The organism is Streptomyces xanthophaeus (genome assembly GCF_000725805.1).
Lineage (GTDB): Bacteria > Actinomycetota > Actinomycetes > Streptomycetales > Streptomycetaceae > Streptomyces > Streptomyces xanthophaeus.
In genome coordinates this window covers 58,072-75,722 of sequence record NZ_JOFT01000026.1, presented here as the reverse complement: position 1 = coordinate 75,722, position 17,651 = coordinate 58,072, and the positions used below count along the sequence as shown (strand labels likewise).

14 protein-coding genes are annotated in these 17,651 nt (G+C 74.1%); 3 read left to right on the top strand and 11 right to left on the bottom strand.

The annotated features are described in order from the left end of the window. Positions 1-71 precede the first annotated feature (71 nt). The 10 genes from IO30_RS0117045 to IO30_RS0117005 form a co-directional block, all read right to left on the bottom strand. Positions 72-2,654 (bottom strand): acyl-CoA reductase, encoded by a 2,583-nt coding sequence (locus tag IO30_RS0117045; RefSeq protein ID WP_078904738.1) that lies wholly within the window; start codon positions 2,652-2,654, stop codon positions 72-74. Further along, positions 2,651-3,799 carry a LuxE/PaaK family acyltransferase gene (locus IO30_RS0117040; protein WP_031143898.1) on the bottom strand — a complete coding sequence of 383 codons (1,149 nt, stop codon included), beginning with the start codon at positions 3,797-3,799 and terminating at the stop codon, positions 2,651-2,653. Before IO30_RS0117040 ends, IO30_RS0117045 begins: the two co-directional genes overlap by 4 nt. Continuing rightward, entirely contained in the window at positions 3,796-4,941 is a 1,146-nt protein-coding gene (locus IO30_RS0117035; protein ID WP_031143896.1) for a GNAT family N-acetyltransferase, read from the bottom strand. Before IO30_RS0117035 ends, IO30_RS0117040 begins: the two co-directional genes overlap by 4 nt. After that, positions 4,938-6,317 carry an MFS transporter gene (locus IO30_RS0117030; protein WP_078903824.1) on the bottom strand — a complete coding sequence of 460 codons (1,380 nt, stop codon included), beginning with the start codon at positions 6,315-6,317 and terminating at the stop codon, positions 4,938-4,940. Before IO30_RS0117030 ends, IO30_RS0117035 begins: the two co-directional genes overlap by 4 nt. After that, a complete protein-coding gene (locus tag IO30_RS0117025) occupies positions 6,314-7,597 on the bottom strand; it encodes a phenylacetate--CoA ligase family protein (protein ID WP_031143892.1) in 1,284 nt (427 codons plus the stop codon). Before IO30_RS0117025 ends, IO30_RS0117030 begins: the two co-directional genes overlap by 4 nt. Positions 7,598-7,964: 367 nt before the next feature. Further along, a complete protein-coding gene (locus IO30_RS0117020) occupies positions 7,965-8,294 on the bottom strand; it encodes a hypothetical protein (protein ID WP_031143891.1) in 330 nt (109 codons plus the stop codon). A 163-nt stretch (positions 8,295-8,457) separates the two neighbouring features. Next, positions 8,458-9,663: a carboxylesterase family protein gene (locus tag IO30_RS42015; RefSeq protein ID WP_051902373.1), complete on the bottom strand. Its 1,206-nt coding sequence runs from the start codon at positions 9,661-9,663 to the stop codon at positions 8,458-8,460. Then, a complete protein-coding gene (locus tag IO30_RS47635; RefSeq protein ID WP_051902371.1) occupies positions 9,660-10,073 on the bottom strand; it encodes a carboxylesterase family protein in 414 nt (137 codons plus the stop codon). The genes IO30_RS42015 and IO30_RS47635 overlap by 4 nt, the downstream gene beginning before the upstream one ends. Positions 10,074-10,113: 40 nt before the next feature. After that, positions 10,114-11,019, bottom strand: coding sequence for a 5'/3'-nucleotidase SurE (gene surE, locus IO30_RS0117010; RefSeq protein ID WP_051859033.1), 906 nt, complete (start codon positions 11,017-11,019; stop codon positions 10,114-10,116). Between the two features lie 139 nt (positions 11,020-11,158). Then, positions 11,159-12,412: an MFS transporter gene (locus tag IO30_RS0117005; protein WP_031143887.1), complete on the bottom strand. Its 1,254-nt coding sequence runs from the start codon at positions 12,410-12,412 to the stop codon at positions 11,159-11,161. Positions 12,413-13,269: 857 nt separating this feature from the next. Between IO30_RS0117005 and IO30_RS0117000 the strand changes: the two genes are divergently transcribed. The 3 genes from IO30_RS0117000 to IO30_RS0116990 all read left to right on the top strand — a co-directional run bounded on the left by IO30_RS0117000 (position 13,270) and on the right by IO30_RS0116990 (position 16,669). Further along, positions 13,270-13,887, top strand: a complete 618-nt coding sequence (locus tag IO30_RS0117000; RefSeq protein ID WP_157853331.1) for a phosphatase PAP2 family protein — start codon at positions 13,270-13,272, stop codon at positions 13,885-13,887. 132 nt (positions 13,888-14,019) lie between these two features. Further along, the gene (locus tag IO30_RS0116995; protein WP_078904737.1) at positions 14,020-15,594 is read left to right on the top strand and encodes a carboxylesterase/lipase family protein; all 1,575 of its coding nucleotides are present in this window, start codon (positions 14,020-14,022) and stop codon (positions 15,592-15,594) included. A 67-nt stretch (positions 15,595-15,661) separates the two neighbouring features. Continuing rightward, positions 15,662-16,669, top strand: coding sequence for a LacI family DNA-binding transcriptional regulator (locus IO30_RS0116990; protein WP_031143882.1), 1,008 nt, complete (start codon positions 15,662-15,664; stop codon positions 16,667-16,669). Positions 16,670-16,748: 79 nt separating this feature from the next. Here IO30_RS0116990 and IO30_RS0116985 read toward each other — a convergent pair whose 3' ends face one another. Further along, positions 16,749-17,495, bottom strand: coding sequence for a phosphatase PAP2 family protein (locus tag IO30_RS0116985; protein ID WP_051902365.1), 747 nt, complete (start codon positions 17,493-17,495; stop codon positions 16,749-16,751). Positions 17,496-17,651: the final 156 nt, after the last annotated feature.

Below are 17,651 nucleotides of genomic sequence, written 5' to 3'. Positions count from 1 at the left end.
CCGTACGCCTCCGAGGATCCCGCAGCACCGGCCGGTCCGCCCGCAGTTCGGGCGGACCGGCCGGGCATCTCCTAGACGGCGCGGCGGGCGTCCACCACCGCGAGGAGTTTGCCGCTGGTCGGGCTACGGTCCAGCGATGCGCCGTCGACCGCTTCGACCACCAGGTCCAGCAGCCCCTCCTCCACCACCGCGGAGCGCAGCTCCGGATAGCCGCCCAGGAACACCTCGCGCAGCCGCGCCGGGTCCGTGTCCGCGGAGCGCTCCACCCGTACGGTCAGCAGCTCGCGCACCTCCGCGGCCTCCAGTCGGACCTGCAACTCACCCCGGTGGCCGCCCTGTTCCTCGGCCAGGGTCAGGAAGCGCCGGTGGTTGAGGAAGTACGTCGCCACCCGCATCACGTCACCGGTGCGCCCCTTCAGCTCGAACCGGGGTGCGTGCCGGCCGCAGGCGCAGCGGCCCGGGACCTCCCGGCCCAGGTCGCCTATCAGGTACCGGCCCAGCTGCTGGCCGCGCCGGGCGTGCGTGGTGAAGACCAGCCGGCCCGTCTCCCCGGGAGCCACCGGCCGGTCCTCGGCCACGTCCACGATCTCCATCGTGTGAAGGTCGGCGTGCAGGTGGTGGACGCCGCCGGAGCTCTCGGTGCACTGGTAGCCCAGCGGGCCGAGGTCGGTGCTGCCGTAGGTGATCGAGCGGACGGTCTCGATGCCGAACCGCTCCTTCAGGGTGCGCTGCTGCTCCGGGGTGAAGTGCTCGCCGCCGTAGAAGACCTTGCGCAGGCCGCCGTACGCCCGCAGCGCGTCCGCCTCCGCGTGCAGCAGCTGCCACAGGTAGGAGGGCATGCCGAAGAGGGTGTCGGCCCCGTGCTCGATGAGGGCCCGGGCCGTCGCCCGGTGGTCCGGCCCCGCGGCGAGCGGCAGTTGCACCCCGCCGAGCCGTTCCAGCACGGAGAAGAAGCTGATGAAACTGCCGTACATGCCGCCGCAGTAGAAGAGGTTGGCGGTGCGGTCCCCGACCGGGTCGTATCCGGCGGCGAGCAGGCCGCGGGCGGCGGCGTGCATCTGGGTGTCGTAGTCGTCGTAGCTGAAGACCGACAGCGCAGGCGCCCCCGTGCTGCCGCCGCTGCGGAAGAACAGCTCCGCATCGGCCCGCCCCAGCCGCCGTCCCGGCTCCTGCACGTCCTCCTTGCCCCGGAGCGGCCCCGTGGGCTGCGGCAGGACCACGGGGCGGGCCAGGTCGTCCAGGCAGGCGGTCGTGGCGAAGCGGACCGGGTCGGCCTGCACCGCCACGCGGCGGCTGTAGCGCTGGAGGGCGTAGACCCCGTCGTGCGGTTCGCCCGCGTAGCTGTCCAGCATGGCGCCGACCGGCGTGACACGGGTGACGCCCGCGGCCAGGGCGGTGCGCGACAGCTCGGCGATGTCCGTCGGGCTGCCCGCGAGACCGGCCGTCTGGAGGTAGCGGCGCATCGGCCGCAAGGTGGCGACCAGCCGCTTGCGGGGCAGCGGCTTGACCCACACGCTGCGGTGCAGCGGCGAGGCGGTGAGCGGGGACCGGGTGTCGGCCATCACCCGCCACGAACCGTCGGGCGCCGCGAACACCCGGGTCAGACCCAGGTGTTCCTCCAGCCGGGCCACCAGCTCGGTCGTGGTCAGCTCCGCCTCCTCGGCGGGATCGGGCACGTCCGCCGCCGAAGCGGGCGCCGCGGCCGGCGGGCGGGTCGCCAGGACCTCGGCGAAACGCCCGGCGAAGGCGAACACCTCCGCCTCGTCCTCGGTGTCGAGGTAGACCACCTGGGGGCTGGAACACGCCTGCTGCTCGTGCAGGCACACGTCGTCCGCGAGCGCGCCGAGGGTGCCGGCGTCCGACCAGGCGTCGGCCGTCAGGTACGCGAAGGAGATCCGGTGCCCCCACTCCACCAGCCGGCAGCCGGCCGGTACGTGGGCCGCCACCGCCTCCACCGCGGCCTCCCCGCCCCAGACGGCGACGGCGTCCGCGGGCGCGCACATCAGCCGCAGCCACTCCTGCCGGGAGGACGGGAAGCGCAGGACCACGATCCGCGCGGCGAGGGCGCCGCTGGGGTCCAGGGCTGCGAGCTCCGCCATCAGGTGCTGGGTCAGCAGGGTGTCGCCGCTGCTCGCCTTCAGCACGTTGACGTTCCCGGCGAGCAGCCCCTCGACGATGCTCAGCGGGGCCACCGTCACGGCGTTGCCCGGCGCGATGTGGGCGACCAGGCCGACCGGCGCCCACGCCTCGTAGACCGTCTCGCGCGGATCGGCCCGGTCCAGCCGGCCGGGGGTCGCACTGCCGAGCTCACGGCGCAGCTTGCGGGTCAGCTCGCGCCGGCCGAGGAGGCCGCCGAGCTCCGCCAGGACGGCCGGGTCCTCGCCCTCGGGCAGGTGCGGGACGAGCCGCGCGTGCACCGGGTGGGCCGGGTCGCGCAGGGCGGTGGCGAGGGCGTCGCAGGCGGCCAGGACGGTCTCGGTCTCCAGCACCTCGGCCAGCGCGGCCAGGACGGCGCCCGGCAGACCGGCGAGACGCCGCCCGGCCTCCTCGTCGCCGATGAAGGCGCCCTGCCAGTAGTGGTGCGCCCCGGACGCGGACGCGGACGTGGCCAAGGCCTGGCTCCGGGCTTCGCTCTGGGTCTCCGTCACGGTCATGCCATGCCCTTCATGAGTTCCGCTGCGGCCACCGCGCAGCTGCGGTTGCGGCTCACCCCGGCACGGCCGTGGACGGTGAACCAGGGGGTCTCCAGCTCGCACCCGCAGGCCGCGCCCGGCTGGAGCGACGCGAGGTCGCCCATGACCACGCTCTGCGCCGGTACGGAGGTGATGTACGGCGACACCAGGTGCAGGTAGCCCCGCTCCCCGAACGGCAGGGGTTCGAGCGTGCGCGTCGAACGGATCGTCACCCGCGACCAGACGGGCGCGTGCAGCCGGTGGTGATCGCACTCGATGTAGGGGATGCAGTGCTCCACCGACCCGAAGGTGTCCCGGATCCGCTCACCCGGGATGCCGAGCTGCTCGGTGACCCGCGCGTACAGCTCCTCCTTGCCGATGCGCCGGTCGGCGTGCCCCTTCCAGCCGCCGCCGAGGACGACGAGCGAGCCCTCCGGCAGGCGCAGCGGAGGCAGGCCCATGGCCCGCATCCGCTCCAGGGTGAAGAAGAGGAAGGCCGGGAAGCCGAGGATGCGCACGGGAGCGTCCTCCCGCTCGAAGCGGCGCAGGGCGGCGATGCAGCCGAAGGGGTCGAACTCGTGGTCGCCGCCGGTGTTGCGCAGCGCGTACTCGATGCTGCGCGCCGGGGCGAAGTCGCACAGGTAGTTGTCGGTGAAGGCGGTCCCCAGGTTCAGGGAGGGGGCCGGCTCGTAGCTGTACAGGAGGTAGTTGACCTCCTGGTCGGGGGTGATCCAGCCGTTGCGCTCGAAGATCCTGGCGACCATGCGCTGGGCGGAGCGGATGGTCCAGTGGTCGAAGAACATCTGCGACTTCTGCCCGGTGGTGCCGGAGGACGTCAGGTGCAGCTCGACCTCCTCGCGCGGGACGGAGAGCACCTCGTGCCGCTTGAAGAAGTTCGCGTGGACGAGGGGCGTGCGGTACGGCTGCGCCGGGGGAGTGGCCTCGTACAGGGAGCGGAAGAAGGGCGAGCGTTCGGTGTGCCAGGCGTGGGACTCCGCCATGGCGGCGGCGAACAGCGCGTCCTGCTCCGGTCCGTGAGCGTAGGGATCGGTCAGATCGCAGAGCTGCTGTACATGCGGCAGGAGGTCCGGGTCCGGTACGCAGACCGGCGCGAGATGGGGGTTCATGAGGCAACCTCGGAAGACGTGGGCAGGTGCGTCGACGCCCAGGCCGACGCGTAGCAGTCCAGATAGGGCTGGAGGGGCGGTTCGACGGCGACGCCGCGGAAGTCGATCCGCTCGCTGGAACGGGACAGGACGGCGTAGTCGTGGAAGCCCTCGCCGTCCGCGCGCATCGCCGGGTAGAGCGCCCCGGCGACGAAACCCTGGGCCAGGAAGGCCGAGAGGGCGTCCTGGTGTGCCAGCGGCACCAGGGCCTCGACGTAACCGGCGCCGGCCCGGGCCAGCGCCCGGGTGACGGGTTCGAGGTGCGCGGCCGCCGCGGACGGGTCGGGGTGGGCGGTCAGCAGGGAGCCGTACCCGCCGGCCCGGTTGAGGTAGGCGTAGACCTCGAACCGGCCGTCCTCGGGGGTCAGTAGCACGTTCGGGGTGTGCAGCGGGTAGAACCAGCCCTCGGCGTCCGGGAACTGCTCGCGGAAGCGGCGGCGTACGAAGGCAGGTGCCTCGATCATCTCCAGCCGCTCGGCCGCGCCCGCAGGGCGGGGCGCCCGGGGCGGGACCGGGACGGCCCGGACCCCGGGGTAGCCGATGCCGAGTGCGGCCTCGGCGGTGCGCAGCAACGGCAGGAGCGGCGCGGGGACTTCGGCGACGGGGATCCGGCGGTCCAGGACACCGGCGCAGTGACGCGCGTAGAGCGCGAGGCTCTCGCGGCTGCGGAGATCCACCGCATTGGGCAGGATGCCCAGCGGGCGGAAGCCGTTGCGCGCGACGACCCGCTGCGGGCCCGCGCTGACGGTGCGCACGGTCGCGTAGACGGAGTCCAGCCGGCCCGTGTCCAGCATCCCGGCGCACAGCGCCTCCGTCAGGGTGGCGGCCAGGCCCGCGGAGCGGTACCCGGGGTGCACGGCGATGCCCTCCAGGCGGCCGATCCGGCTGCCCTCCTCACCGTGGATCGCGGCGGACGCGGTCAGGGCCCCGGTGCCGGGGCAGCGGCCGACGAGCCACAGGGAGTGCGGGTCCTCCATCAGCCGGGCCATCTCGGCGGGGTCGGTGCCGAGGGCCACCGGGTAGTGCGGCCCGTAGACGGCGTAGTAGAGCTGGCGCAGTTCGGCGATGTCAGCGCGGACGGCCGGGGCGACGACGGGGTTCACGACGCACCTCCGGGGGCTTGCGCGACCGGGCCCGCATCGGCCGGCGCCGGTGCGGGGGAGCCGAGCAGGGCCAGCGCGCAGGCGGCGGGCAGCAGGCCGATCCCCTGCACCAGGCACAGCGTCTGCGGGGAGAGGAAGTCACCGGCGGAGCCGAACACCAGCGAGGCCACCGGCAGGGAGGCGCCCAGTACGGCCTGCATCACGGCGAAGAAACCGGGCTTGTCCGCGGTCGGCACCAGCCGCTGGAAGAGGGCCACGAAGCGGACGCTCACCGCCCCGGCGCACCAGCCGGCCACGGCCAGGCAGCCCGCCACGGCGAGCCGCTGCGTGAGGAGCCCGGGCAGGGCGAGCGCGAGGGCCATCAGGCCCAGGCACCAGGCGCCGGCGACCGTGGGCCGCCCGGGCACGCGGGCTCCGGTGAAGGCGCCGACGAGCGCGCCGGTGCCGAGGGCCGCCTCCAGCAGGGCCACGGTGCCGCCGCCGCCGTGGAGGACCGAGCGGGTGTACAGGGGGATGACGACGAACACGGCGGTGGTGAAGAGGTTCGCCGCGGTGAAGCAGATCAGGATCCGCCGTACGTAGGGCAGTTCGCCGAGGATGCGCAGCAGCGGGCGCCGCCGGGGCGCGGCCTCGGCGGCCTCGGCGGCCACGACATCCGTGGCGTCCGCGACGGGCGCCGTGGACGGGACGGTACGGAAGCGGGCGCTGGAGACGAGCAGGGCGGCGCCGAGGTAGGCGGCCGTGCAGCCGACGGCCAGCCCGGCCACACCGGCACGGTCGACGGTCAGCGCGCCGAGCAGCGCTCCGCCGAGCCCGGCCAGGGACTGGGTGGACAGCTCGAAGCCGGTGGCGGTCTCGATGTCGCCGTCGTCGACGAGCTCGGGCACCGAGGTGGTCAGACAGGGGTCGAAGAACGCCTGGCAGGTGGCCAGGGCCAGGGCGGCGGCGTACACGGCGGCCACGGGCAGGCCCCCGCCCTGCGCCCACAGCGCGAGCGCGCACGCGGCGGCCCCGGCCAGGCCGGCGGCGCCGCGCAGGACCGAACGGTGGGCGTACCGGGCGACGGCCGAGGCCACGACGGGCGCCAGGGCGACCGCGGGCAGCGTGCACAGGGCCATGAACAGCCCGGAGGCCAGACCGGGGGCGTCCGGCACGGCATGGGCGACGATCCACCAGGACACGCCGACCTGGAACATGCGCACGGCGGCCTGGGTGAGGACCTGGCCGAGCCACACGGCGCCGAAGGCGCGGTTGCGCAGGACCAGCGGAGCGCGCCGCCGGCCGGCCACGGCACGCGAGCCTGCTCCGGGCACTGCCTCGGGGCCGCCTTCGGGGCCGGTCCCGGCCACCGGTGCGGTCGCGGACGGGGCGGTCATGCGGTCGGCCTCTCGTCGAGGACCCGGACGAGCTTGCCCGAACGCGGGTTGACGGCGAGGTCGCGGTGGCGCGCCCACTCCACGGACAGCGGGTGCACGAAACCGGCGCGCACACTGTCCGGATACAGCGGCCGTACCGTCTCCAGTTCGGTGATCACGGCCTGCGCCAGTGCGGCGCGGCCTTCGGTGCCCGCGCCCGGGGCGTCGTCGCCGGGGGCCGTGGCCAGCCGCAGGACGAGCCCGTCGCGGCCGTCCCAGCGGCGGACGACGAGCTGCGTGCCGACCACGTGCCCGGCGGTGTCCGCCGCGGTCACGGCGTCCTGGGCGTCCTGGGTGTAGAGGGAGACGGGGCCCACGCGTACGCCCTCCTCGGCGCGGCCGAGGATCCGGAAGTGCCCGGGTCCGGTGCCGGTCCACTCGGCCCGGTCGCCCGCGGGGTAGCGGATGATCGGCATGAGGCGGCGGAAGAGGCTGGTGACGACGACCCGGCCGGGCCGTCCCGGCTCGGTGACGGGTTCGCCGGTGGAGTCGTCGAGGATCTCGACGACCGAGTACGGGGTGAAGGCCCGGTGCACCCGGGCGTCGGAGCCGGGCACGGGACGGCCGAGCAGACCCGCGTCCACGCTGGCGTACCCGACGGAACGGACCTCGGCGCGGGGGAACGCGGCGGCCAGCAGGCGTCGTTGGTCGTCGAAGAGGGCCTCCCCGCCGAAGAGGAGCAGTTCCACCGAGTCGAGCCGGACACCGCTGGAGAGCGTCTGTTCGGCGAGCCTGCACAAGGTCGTGGGCGTGCCGGTCACCACCTCGGCGGCGAGGTCGCGCAGGGTGGGGATCGTCGACTCCAGCGGAGCGCCGCCGCCGATGGGCAGGCGGACGTTGTCCACGGGTGCGTGGGCGAGCGAGTCGAGGACGAAGAGAAAACTGGCGTACAGCTCACCGGCGTAGAAGAGGTCGGCGACGCGGTGCCCCGGCCGCAGGCCCGCGTCCACGAGTCCCTGCCCGAAGGAGGTGACGAACGTGCGCCACTCGTCGCGGGTGTAGACGGAGAACTTGGGGGACCCGGTGGTGCCTCCGGTCTTGTAGACCGTGGCTTCGCTGAGCGGGCCGGTCAGTACGCGGCTGTCGTGCAGGGAGTTGGCCGCCCAGAACTCCTGCTGGTCGACCACCGGCAGGTCGGTGAGGCGGTCGGCGTGCGGCGGCAGGGACGCGTAGAGGTCCCGGTAGAAGGGTGAGTTGTGACGGGCGAAACGTATGAGGTCCGAGAGCTGCTGGGCGGACATGGGCCTTTGCCTAGGTGACGGGAACGGGCCGGGAGCGCCACGGCGGGGCGCGGGAGCGTGAACTCGCCTGCGGGAACCGACCGGTGGGAACGGGGGACCCCCCGGCGCCCCCGCCTGCCTCCTCGACGCACGTCGAAAGCTGACGTGCAGTCATGATGATGAAACATCAGCAGCCCAGTCACCAAATTGACCCAAGATATCCGGCCAATGCGGCTGTGTGCATAACTATTTATTGATCCTGGCCCGATGGCGCGATCCCGCCCGTCGAGGGCGGCCGCTTTGACGTCTCACCAGGTGGACGCATAGCCTCATGATCGTTCATCGGTGTCACCTGTCCGAGCGCGGGCCGCGCCGCGTGCTCACCGGCTCATTCGACGAAGCCGCTGCACTGGGTGTGCACGCCGTTCTGCGTCACGGTGTACTTGGCGTTCTCGACGTTCATACGGTTGAACCCGCCGTTCTCCTCGATCTGGAACTGGCCTCCCGCGGCGGTCGGAGACGACAGGAAGGCGGCGCCCGGCGTGAACCCGCCGCCGGAGAGGTGGACCTTCCCGTCCGGGAAGACGCCGGAGATGGAGCAGGTGGCCGTCGGGGCGGCGGCCGGCGCCGACTGGGCCGCGGCCAGGGAGGCCGGAGCGACGAGGAAGGCTCCGGCGAGGAGAGGGGCGAGCAGGTGCAGACGTGTGTGTCGGTACATGGTCTTTGTCTTCCTCCCGTGAGGGAGCCGGTATGAGTGAGCCGGGGGAGACGCGCCGGGCGAGGGTCCCGGGTGCGGACCCCGGGTGCGGGAGCAGGGGCGGAACGTACCCGTCCGTTCCATCCTCCCCCTCCCGCACCGGGGTGTCGACCGGCGCCGCCGGTCAGAGCGACCGGGGCGGCTGTGCGCCCCAGAACGCGCACTGGTGGTCCGCTTCGAACGAGGTGCTCGTCCGCGTCGCCGACGGGTCGAGCACCAACGTGGTCGCGCCGCCCACACCCGCCCGGGCCGCCGGCCATGCGGCCTGGCCCGGCACGGCCGGGGTGCCGGAGCGCGCGAAAGCACCCCAGTAACGCTTCATCGCCGTCGCCAGCCCCACCTGCACCGCGGTCAGCGGGCGGTCCCCCATGGTGAAGTCGTGCAAGTAGGCCAGCTCCGCGCTGTGGGCGTTGGACTGGTCCAGACCCGGCACCTGCGCCCCCGCGAGGGTCGGCGAGTTCGGGTCGTCGAACTCGTACACGTACGTGGGGACCTGCGCGGCGAACGTCCGCGCCGTCCACGCCGTGTGGCAGGCGAACGTGGAGTCGGTCATGACGGCCGACAGCGCCAGGTACGGCGAGCCGTGCGCCGCCACCGGATACCGTGCGAGGACCTCCGGCCCCGCGGCCCCGTACTGGGCGAGGACCTGCGCCGCGTACTGCTCCGCCGTCAGGTACGGCTGCGACAGCGCGACGAAGAGACGGGCCTCGGCACGGGTGCTCCCGATCAGGACCGGCACCTTGTTCCAGGCGCCGCTCCCGATGGCCCGCGCCGGAGCGACCGGCAGCAGCCCGTCGCCCGAGGCCGGGCCCGAGGTGGGCAGCGTACGGGCCGCCTCCACCAGCGCCGCCCCCGAGGCGGCGCGCAGGCACTGCGCCACCCCCGCCGGACCCTCGCACCCCGCCCGGTCGGCGAAGGCCCGGGCCTCCGCCTCCGCCCGCGCGGCGTCGGGCGTGCCCAGCAGCGTGCACGGACCGCTCTGCAGCACGGCCCGGTGGAACAGCCCGGCGGCCGACGGCGCGGCGAGCAGCGCACAGACGGAACCACTGCCCGCGGACTGCCCGGACACCGTGACGCTCGCCGGGTTCCCCCCGAACGCGCCGATGTTCTGCCGCGTCCAGCGCAGCGCCTCGATCTGGTCCATCAGCCCGAACGAGCCCGACCGGCGGCCGTCCTGGGCGGCCAGCTCGGACAGCCCCAGATAACCGAGCTGCCCCAGCCGGTAGTTGATGCTGACCACGACGCTCTGCGTGAGATCGGCCATGGTCCGGCCGCCGAACTGCGTCCCCGTGCCCTGGCTGTACGCACCCCCGTGCATCCAGACGGTCACCGGCAGCGGGCTCCGGGGCGGGCCCCCCGGGGCCGGTACACGTCCAGGTACAGGCAGTCCTCGCTGACCGCCGCCGGGTCCTTCAGCCCGAACGGGGAGAACTGCAGGCACGCGGGAGCCTGCCGGACCGCATCCCGCACCCCGGGCCACCGGGCCGGCGCCTGCGGAGCCCGCAGCCGGGCCGCACCGACCGGCGGAGCGGCGTACGGGATGCCGAGGAACTCCTGCGCCCCGCCCCGGTCCTGCCCGCGCAGGCTTCCCTGCGCAACGGTGACCACCGGGCGCGGACCGCCGCCCGGCAGGGCGGTCGCGGGGACCGCCGAGGCGAGCAGGGCCGTCAGGGCGAGGGCCGTGCCGAGCAGGGGTCGTGCCGCAGCGGGCCGGATCAGCCGCCGCCAGGACCTCTTCATGCGTCCGTCCTCCTGAAGTGGTGGTCCCGCCGGGGGGTGGTTACGGGCGGAGCCCGGCGAGCAGGGCGGCGGCCGTGGCGCGGTCCGCCGGACCGGTGTTCCAGTCGGAGTTCATCGGGCTGACGGCGATCTTGCCCGCGGCCACGGCCTCCAGGTCACCGCCCTTGGCGGCGGGCTTCAGCGCCACCTTGACGGACACCTTCCAGGTGCCGTCGCCCGAGTCGGTGAAGTCCGCCTCCAGGAAGTTCTGCGGGTCCTGGAACGTCGTGGCCACACCGGCGGCCGTGCCCTTGCCGTCCGCGCCGACGACGGGGTGGTTGACGTTCAGGCCCACGCCCTTGGGCAGCAGCGGTCCGGACCGCGCCCGGCTGCGCAGCCGGTCGATCAGCTTCACGGTGAATTCCATCGTGGGCACCATCGCGTTGACGGTGGTGACGGGGTCGGGCGCGCTCAGCCCGCCGGTGCTCAGCGCGATGGCCGGCACCCCGGACTCCAGCGCGGTGACGGCGCCGCCGACGGTGCCCGAGTGGGTGGCGAGCCCGGCGACGTTCGGGCCGAAGTTCGTACCCGAGACCACCAGGTCGGGCGCCCGGTCCGCGAACACCTCGGCCAGTCCGAAGGCCACCGAGTCACCGGGGGTGCCGTCCACGGCCCACACCTTCGGCTCGGGGTGCTTCACCGTGACGGTCGGGGCGTTCATCATCTTCGTGCCGGTGCCGCTCTGGTTCGTGAGCGGGGCGACGATCGTGACGTCGTGCCCGGCGGCCGTCAGGCGCTCGTACGCCTTGCGGATGCCCGGCGCGTTGTAGCCGTCGTCGTTGGTGAGCAGGATCCGCAGCGGGCCGGGGGGCGCGGCCTGCGGTGCGGCGGTGGCAGGCGCCGTACCCGCCAGGGCCGGCGCGCACAGCACCAGGGCGGCCAGCGGCAGAACTCGCGTGCGTCTCACAGAGTGCTCCTTCGGAGAGGGAGGGCGTGGAAGCGAGGGTGACGAGGGTGGTGAGGACAGGGACCGGCGGGCGGCGACCCTCGGCGCGCGCCCGCCGGAGTGCGGAGCGGCCCGCTCCCGTGGGCGGGCCGGGCGGGGGTCAGCGCACGCTGCGGATCGGGAGGATCGCGAGGGCGCCGATCAGGGACAGGGCCCCGCCGACGAGGAACAGCGGGGTGTAACCGCCCAGGGCGGTGACGACCGCCGAGGCCACGAACGGCGCGATGATCTGCGGCCCGGCGTTCGCGATGTTGAGGACGCCCATGTCGCGTGCCGCGTCCTCGGCGCGCGGCAGGACCAGGGTGACCAGGGCGGTGTCGACGGCCATGAAGCAGCCGAAGGCGAGGCCGTTGAGCGCGCTGAAGACGAGCATGCCGGTCCAGGTCGGGCTGATGACCGGGACCGCCATGACGAGGCCGGCCAGCGCGGCGGACACGCCGACGAACACCTTGCGGCGGTCGAGCCGGTCGGACAGCAGCCCGCCGAGGACGGTGGAGACGGCCATCGCGGCCATCGACACCGGGGTGAGCACGGCCATCGCCGCGGGCGGCGTCATCCCGGCGGGCAGCGCGATGTGGTCGTCGAGGATGTACAGCTGGTAGCCGACGACGGAGAAGTAGCCGAGGACCATCAGGGCCCGGCCGATGAAGGCCCACCGGAAGTCGTGGTTGGCGAGGGCGGAGAGGAAGGCGGCCAGCTGCGCCCGCTTGGGGACGGCCGGTGCGGGGGTCTGCGCCTCGGTGCGCGGGATGTCGCGGCAGAAGCTCGTGAGCAACAGGGCGGCGGCGGCGATGATCGCGCCGAAGACCAGGTAGCCGGTGCGCAGGTGCTCGGCGGTCTGGGAGGCGACGAGGACGCCGACCGTGCCGCCGATCGGCAGCCCCAGTCCCACGAGCGCGGACGCGGTGCCGCGGCGTACGGCGGGCACCCGGTCGGGCACGATGGCGGTGACGGCGGCCTGGTAGACGTTCATGGTCGCCTGGACCAGGCACCAGCCGATGCCCACGAGCAGGGCGGTGGTCACGTTCCCGAGCAGCGCGAGCCCGGCGAACGAGGCGAGCGCGCCGCCCAGGACCCAGGGGTTGCGGCGGCCGCTGCGGTCGGAGAGAGCGCCGGCGATCGGGTTGAAGGCGGTCGCGAAGAGGGCGCTGATGCCGCCGATCAGGCCCAGGACGGCGACCTTGTCGTCGGGGGCGATCGCGGCGATCTGGGTGGGCAGCAGGACGGAACCCACACCCATGTAGACCGCCATCATGGCGGAGTTGGCGACCAGCAGCAGGGGCATCAGCCCGCGCTGGCGCGGTGGTTCCGCGGCTTCGGTGGTGAGCGGGCCGGCGAGTTCGTTCGTAGCCATGACGACTCCTCGGGGGACGGTGCGGGGAGGTGGCGAGCAGCGGTCGAGCGTGGGGGAGGGGTACCGCACGGGGGCGGCGGGGCGGCGGGCAGCGGGGCACGGGGGGTGCCGGGAGCCGCGGGCCGGTAACGGGGTTTACGTGATGTTGTTACACGTGTCACCAAAGGCGCTGGACACTGTGTAGCACCCATTTCCGGCCGCCGCCAGGCCTGGCGGGCCGACGTTGTGCAGATCGTGACCGTCCGGAGATCACCGATGCCATGACGTGTAACCAATGGATCCAGGCCTCGGGACGGGCCGGTCGTGCCGAAAATCCTCTTGCTCTTGTGGCGGCGGTCACGCATCCGCAATACTCCGTGCCGCACCGCGACGAGCCGCGGAGCGTGTGGGGCCGCAAGTGGTCCGGGGCTGGTGTCCCGGCTCCGGCCGCAGCCGCATCTGCGCACGCCGTCCCCCGGTTCCACGCTTCCGGCTGCGCCGCCCCGTGCGCACGGCGCTGGGCGTTCCTGCCGGGGTCACGCTCGCGCCGTCGCCGTCGCCGTCGCCGTCGCCGTCGACCGGTGCGTCTCCGTATGCCGGTATGCGGGTCCGGCTCCCCTGTCCTGCGCCCTCGTCCCCTGCCTCGCCCTGCCCTGCTCCGGCTCGCCCCGCCTCGCTCCGCCCTGCCTTGCCGCTCCCGTGACTGCCCCCGCGCCCCCGCCCGGGCAGCTGACCGTGAAAGGCCCGCCATGCAGCACTTCCCCTCGTCCTCCCCGCCCCCGCCCCCGCCCCCGGCCCGGCCCGTGCCGCCGCCGCGGAACCAGGTGCCGGCGCCCCCTCCCCGCGGGGCGCTCGCCTGCGGGTTGACCCTCCTGTTCGTGTCGCTGCTGGCCGCCCTGCTGTTGCGCATCGAGGACCGCCCGTTCTTCCAGGGTCTCGACGACCGCTGGGCGGCCGGCGTCAACGGGCCGGCCGGGGAGGGGGCGGGCGGCGGGTTCACCGAAGGCTTCGCCACCGTCCTCGACCGGCTCGGCGGCCCCTTCGGTCTGGTGCTGCCCCTGGCCCTGATCGGCTGCCTCTGCGTCTACGGGCGCTGGCGCTCCGGGCTGTTCGTCTTCTGTGCCTGCGTCGTCACCAACGTGCTGGTCGTGCTGCCCCTCAAGCAGCTGGCGGACCGGCCCCGTCCGCCGTACCCGTGGGTCCTGGTCAACGACGGCTCGTTCCCCTCGGGCCAGGTGTTCAGCGCGGTGACCTTGATGTTCGTCGTCGCCGTCGTGGTGTTCCCGGACCGTGCGCGGCGCTGGTGGTGGCCGGTCGGCGGTGCGTACGTCCTCGCGATGATGTGGAGCCGGACCTGGCTGCACGCCCAGTGGCTCAGCGACGCCTTCGCCGGTGTGCTGGTGGGCGTGGGGGTCTGTCTGGTGCTGTGGCGCGTCTTCGCGCGGATGCTGGAGACGGAGGCGGAACGGATGGCCGCGGGCAGTCTCTGGCTCTGACGGGCTGCGGAGGCGTGGGGCCCCGGTGGCCACCTCGAACTATCGAGGATCATTGACGGCCGCAAAAGACACGGCATATTCTTGTCGGTGTGGCGGCGCGCACCCGGCGCGCGGTCAGGAAGGATCGGCCCCATGCCTCACTCCCCAGGTCAGGACCACCTGGTGGTGGACCTCCCCGCAGGCCGCCTCCGCGGTGCGGACGAAGACGGGCTCGCCGTCTTCCGGGCCGTCCCCTACGCCGCCCCGCCGGTCGGCGAACTGCGCTGGCGGCCCGCCCGCCCGCACCCCGGCTGGACCGGGACGCGGGACGCCACCGCCGACGGCCCCAGCGCGCCGCAGCTCTACCGGGAGGAGGGCGATCCGGTGCTCGGCGGTCATGGCTCGCCCCCCTTCGACGAGGACTGCCTGACCCTTGACGTCTGGACCCCCGCGGCCGACGACGCCCGCCGGCCGGTGCTCGTGTGGATCCACGGCGGCGGCTTCGTGTCCGGCTCCGGCTCGCTGCCCGGATACTCCGGGGCCACCTTCGCGCGGGACGGGGACCTCGTCTTCGTCAGCATCAACTACCGCATCGGGCCCCTGGGTTACCTCGCCTTCGAGGGTGCGGCCGAGGACGGCGGCAACCCCTGGCTCACCGATCAGCTCAGCGCCCTGCACTGGGTGCGGGAGAACATCGCCCTCTTCGGCGGCGACCCCGACGTCGTCACGGTCGCGGGCCAGTCGGGCGGCGCCGTGTCCACCGCCGCCCTCGCCGGTCATCCGCAGGCCGAGGGCCTGATCAAGCGGGTGATCCTGCAGAGCCCGCCCCTCGGGCTGGACTTCCCCATCCCCGAGGTCTACGAGGAACGGGTCGCCGCCTACCTGGAGGCCGCCGGGGTCAAGACGGCGGCGGAACTGCGCGCGCTGGACTGGCCGGAGCTGATCGGCGCGGGCCTCGGCCTGTTCGCGCGGACGGCGCGGTGGGGGTACTGGCCGACACCGTTCCTCCCCGTGGTCGACGGGATCACCCTGGAACGCCATCCGGCCCGGACCCTCACGCACGGGGCGGCGGCCGGCATCGACGTGATGATCGGCTGGACACGCGAAGAGGCCAATTTCGGCTTCGCCCTCGACGAGGAGTACGCCGCCGCGACCCGGGAGCGGGTGACCGACCGCATCGCGGAGACGTTCGGCGCCGACGCCGCCCCCGGGGTGTACGCGGCGTACGAACGTGCCCGCCCCGGAGCCCGCCCGGCCGACGTCCTCATGGACCTCATCACGGACGAGCTCTTCCGCGTGCCCTGCCTGCGGTTGGCCGAGGCGAGGGCGGCATCCGGGAACCCGGTGTGGGCGTACCAGTTCGACCTGCCCACACCCGCGCACGGGGGCCGGCTCGGGGCGGCACACTGCCTCGAACTCCCCTTCGTCTTCGACAACTTCGACCAGTGGGCGCACGCACCCTTCCTGGCCGGGCTCGCCCCCGCCGTGCGCGACGGCCTCGCGGCGGTCATGCACCGGGCCTGGATCGCCTTCGTGCGCACGGGCGACCCGAACCACCCGGACCTGCCGCGCTGGAACCCGTACGGGGAGCGGACGCGCACCACCCTGCGCTTCGACTCGGTCGTGACGGCCCTCGACGACCTCGCGGGCGCCTCCAGGTCCCTCTACGGCGAGGGCCTGCCCGGCCCCGCGACCCCGGCAGCGCGGGCCGGGCGGCAAGATCCGTAGAAACGTCTAACTCGTGTAACCTCGGAAGGGAAGGTGCGAACCGAGCAGAGGAACGTCGAGGGACGCCATGGCCGAAGAAACCCACGTCACCGCGACCACCACCAGTGCCGACGTGGCCCGCCTGGCGGGAGTCTCGCGCGCCACCGTCTCCTTCGTCCTCAACGACACCCAGGGCCACCGCGTCAGCGCCGCCACCCGCGCCCGTGTGCTGGACGCGGCCCGCCAGCTCGGCTACGTACCGCACGCCGCGGCCCGGTCCCTGCGGGCCGGCCGCAGCAATCTGGTCCTCATGCCCGCCTCCGTCTCCGCGATAGGCCGCCTCGTCAGCGACTGGGTCGACGACCTGCACGGCGAGCTCGACCGGCACGGCTACACGGCCGTGCTGCACGCGGGCCGCTTCGCCGACCCCGTCGACGCCGCCCGCGCCTGGGCCGAACTGCGTCCGGCGGCCGTCGTCGCCCTGGACGGCGACCGGTTCACGTCCCAGGCCGCCGACCTGCTGCGCCGCGCCGGGGTGCGTGCGCTGATGGCCTTCGCGGCGCGACCTGTCGAAGGCGTGTACACGATCGGCTTCGACCACGCCGCCATCGGCGTCACCGCCGCCGAGCACCTCATCGCGCGCGGCCGCACCAGGATCGGCGTCGTCATGCCGCAGGAACGCGGCCTCGACACGCTCGCGCAGCCGCGCCTGGCGGGCGCCGAGTCCGTCGCGGCCCGGCACATGGCGACCGTCACGCCCGTCGAGCTGGCGTACACGAGGGAATCCGCGACGGCCCTCGCCCGGCGCTGGCGGGACCTCGACCTCGACGCCGTGTTCGCCTACAACGACGAGTACGCCGCCCTGCTCCTGCACGCCTTCCGCTCCGAGGGCATCTCCGTACCGGACGAGGTCGCCCTCGTCGGCTCCGACGACCTGGTCCTCGCCGCCTTCCAGCAGCCCGCGCTCACGACGGTCCGCCTGGACCTGCCGTCGCCCGCGCGGATCGCGGACTCCCTGCACGAACTGATCGGGACCGGCAAGGCTCCGGCACTGACGCCCGTCGAGGCCGTCCTGGTCCCCCGCGAGAGCTCCTGACGACGGCCGCTCCTTGAGGGGGTCGGTCAGGGCCTCGCGGACCGGCGGTGTCCGGCCGGCCCGCGAGGCAGGAGCCCCGTCAGCGGCTGTCGGTGACCAGGACCGGGTCCGGGGTGTCCACGGCCGCCCCCCGGCGGCCGTGGACACGTGCCCGCTCCCGGGCGAGCGCGGGCGCGCAGAGCCCCCAGGCGACCAGCCCGACTCCCGCGCCCGCCGCCGCACCGGCGACGGTGTCGCTGAGCCAGTGGGCGTGCAGCCAGGTACGGCTCCACATCATGGCCAGCGTGAAGAGCGCGCCGCTGAGCCACCACGCCCGCCGCCGGGCGGCCGGGACCAGCAGCACTCCGACGAGCACCACCAGCAGGGCCGCCGTGGCGGCATGGCCGGACGGGAAGGACCCGTGGTCCACCCGGACCAGGGGGTTGGCCGGGCGCGGCCGGTCCACCAGGTGCTTGAGCCCCTGGACGACGAGCCCGTTGCCGCCGAGGTAGACGCCGAGGAGGAAGGCGGCGGAGAGCCGGCGGCGGCGGACGAGCAGCAGGACCAGCAGGGCGAGCGGGACGACGGCCCCGACCGGGCCGCCGAACCAGTTCAGGGCGGTGGCGAGGGCCGCGTACGGGCCTTCGTGCGGGCCGCCCATCCAGCGCAGCCAGCGGTCGTCCAGGCCCTGGAAGGGCGGATTCACCACGTCCGGGCGGACGGCGAGGGCCAGGAGCGCGGCGCCCCCGAGGAACAGCAGCCCCAGCGCGAGGGCGCCACGGGCGCCGCGGGAGGCGCCGGGTCTGTCGGAGGGGGTGGGCACGGGGGTCACGGGGTGCGTGGACATGACTGCCTTTCGGGTCCGCGGGCAGGACCGCGGCGTTGGACGGGTGCGGGTGCGGATGGTGGCTCCGGCGCCGCGGGGGTGGGCCCGCTGAGCCCACGCGCGGTGCCGAGGGTGCAGGCGCTCGCGGGGCGCAAGCCGCGCCGGGGTCCGGGGGTG

Bases quoted from the DNA above. Each gene is read 5' to 3' on its own strand.
- IO30_RS0117030 (WP_078903824.1), bottom strand. From the start codon at position 6,317: ATGACCGCCCCGTCCGCGACCGCACCGGTGGCCGGGACCGGCCCCGAA.
- IO30_RS0117045 (WP_078904738.1), bottom strand. From the start codon at position 2,654: ATGACCGTGACGGAGACCCAGAGCGAAGCCCGGAGCCAGGCCTTGGCC.
- IO30_RS0117020 (WP_031143891.1), bottom strand. From the start codon at position 8,294: ATGTACCGACACACACGTCTGCACCTGCTCGCCCCTCTCCTCGCCGGA.
- IO30_RS47635 (WP_051902371.1), bottom strand. From the start codon at position 10,073: ATGAAGAGGTCCTGGCGGCGGCTGATCCGGCCCGCTGCGGCACGACCC.
- IO30_RS0117025 (WP_031143892.1), bottom strand. From the start codon at position 7,597: ATGTCCGCCCAGCAGCTCTCGGACCTCATACGTTTCGCCCGTCACAAC.
- IO30_RS0117040 (WP_031143898.1), bottom strand. From the start codon at position 3,799: ATGAACCCCCATCTCGCGCCGGTCTGCGTACCGGACCCGGACCTCCTG.
- IO30_RS0117005 (WP_031143887.1), bottom strand. From the start codon at position 12,412: ATGGCTACGAACGAACTCGCCGGCCCGCTCACCACCGAAGCCGCGGAA.
- IO30_RS0116995 (WP_078904737.1), top strand. From the start codon at position 14,020: ATGCCTCACTCCCCAGGTCAGGACCACCTGGTGGTGGACCTCCCCGCA.
- IO30_RS0116990 (WP_031143882.1), top strand. From the start codon at position 15,662: ATGGCCGAAGAAACCCACGTCACCGCGACCACCACCAGTGCCGACGTG.
- IO30_RS0116985 (WP_051902365.1), bottom strand. From the start codon at position 17,495: ATGTCCACGCACCCCGTGACCCCCGTGCCCACCCCCTCCGACAGACCC.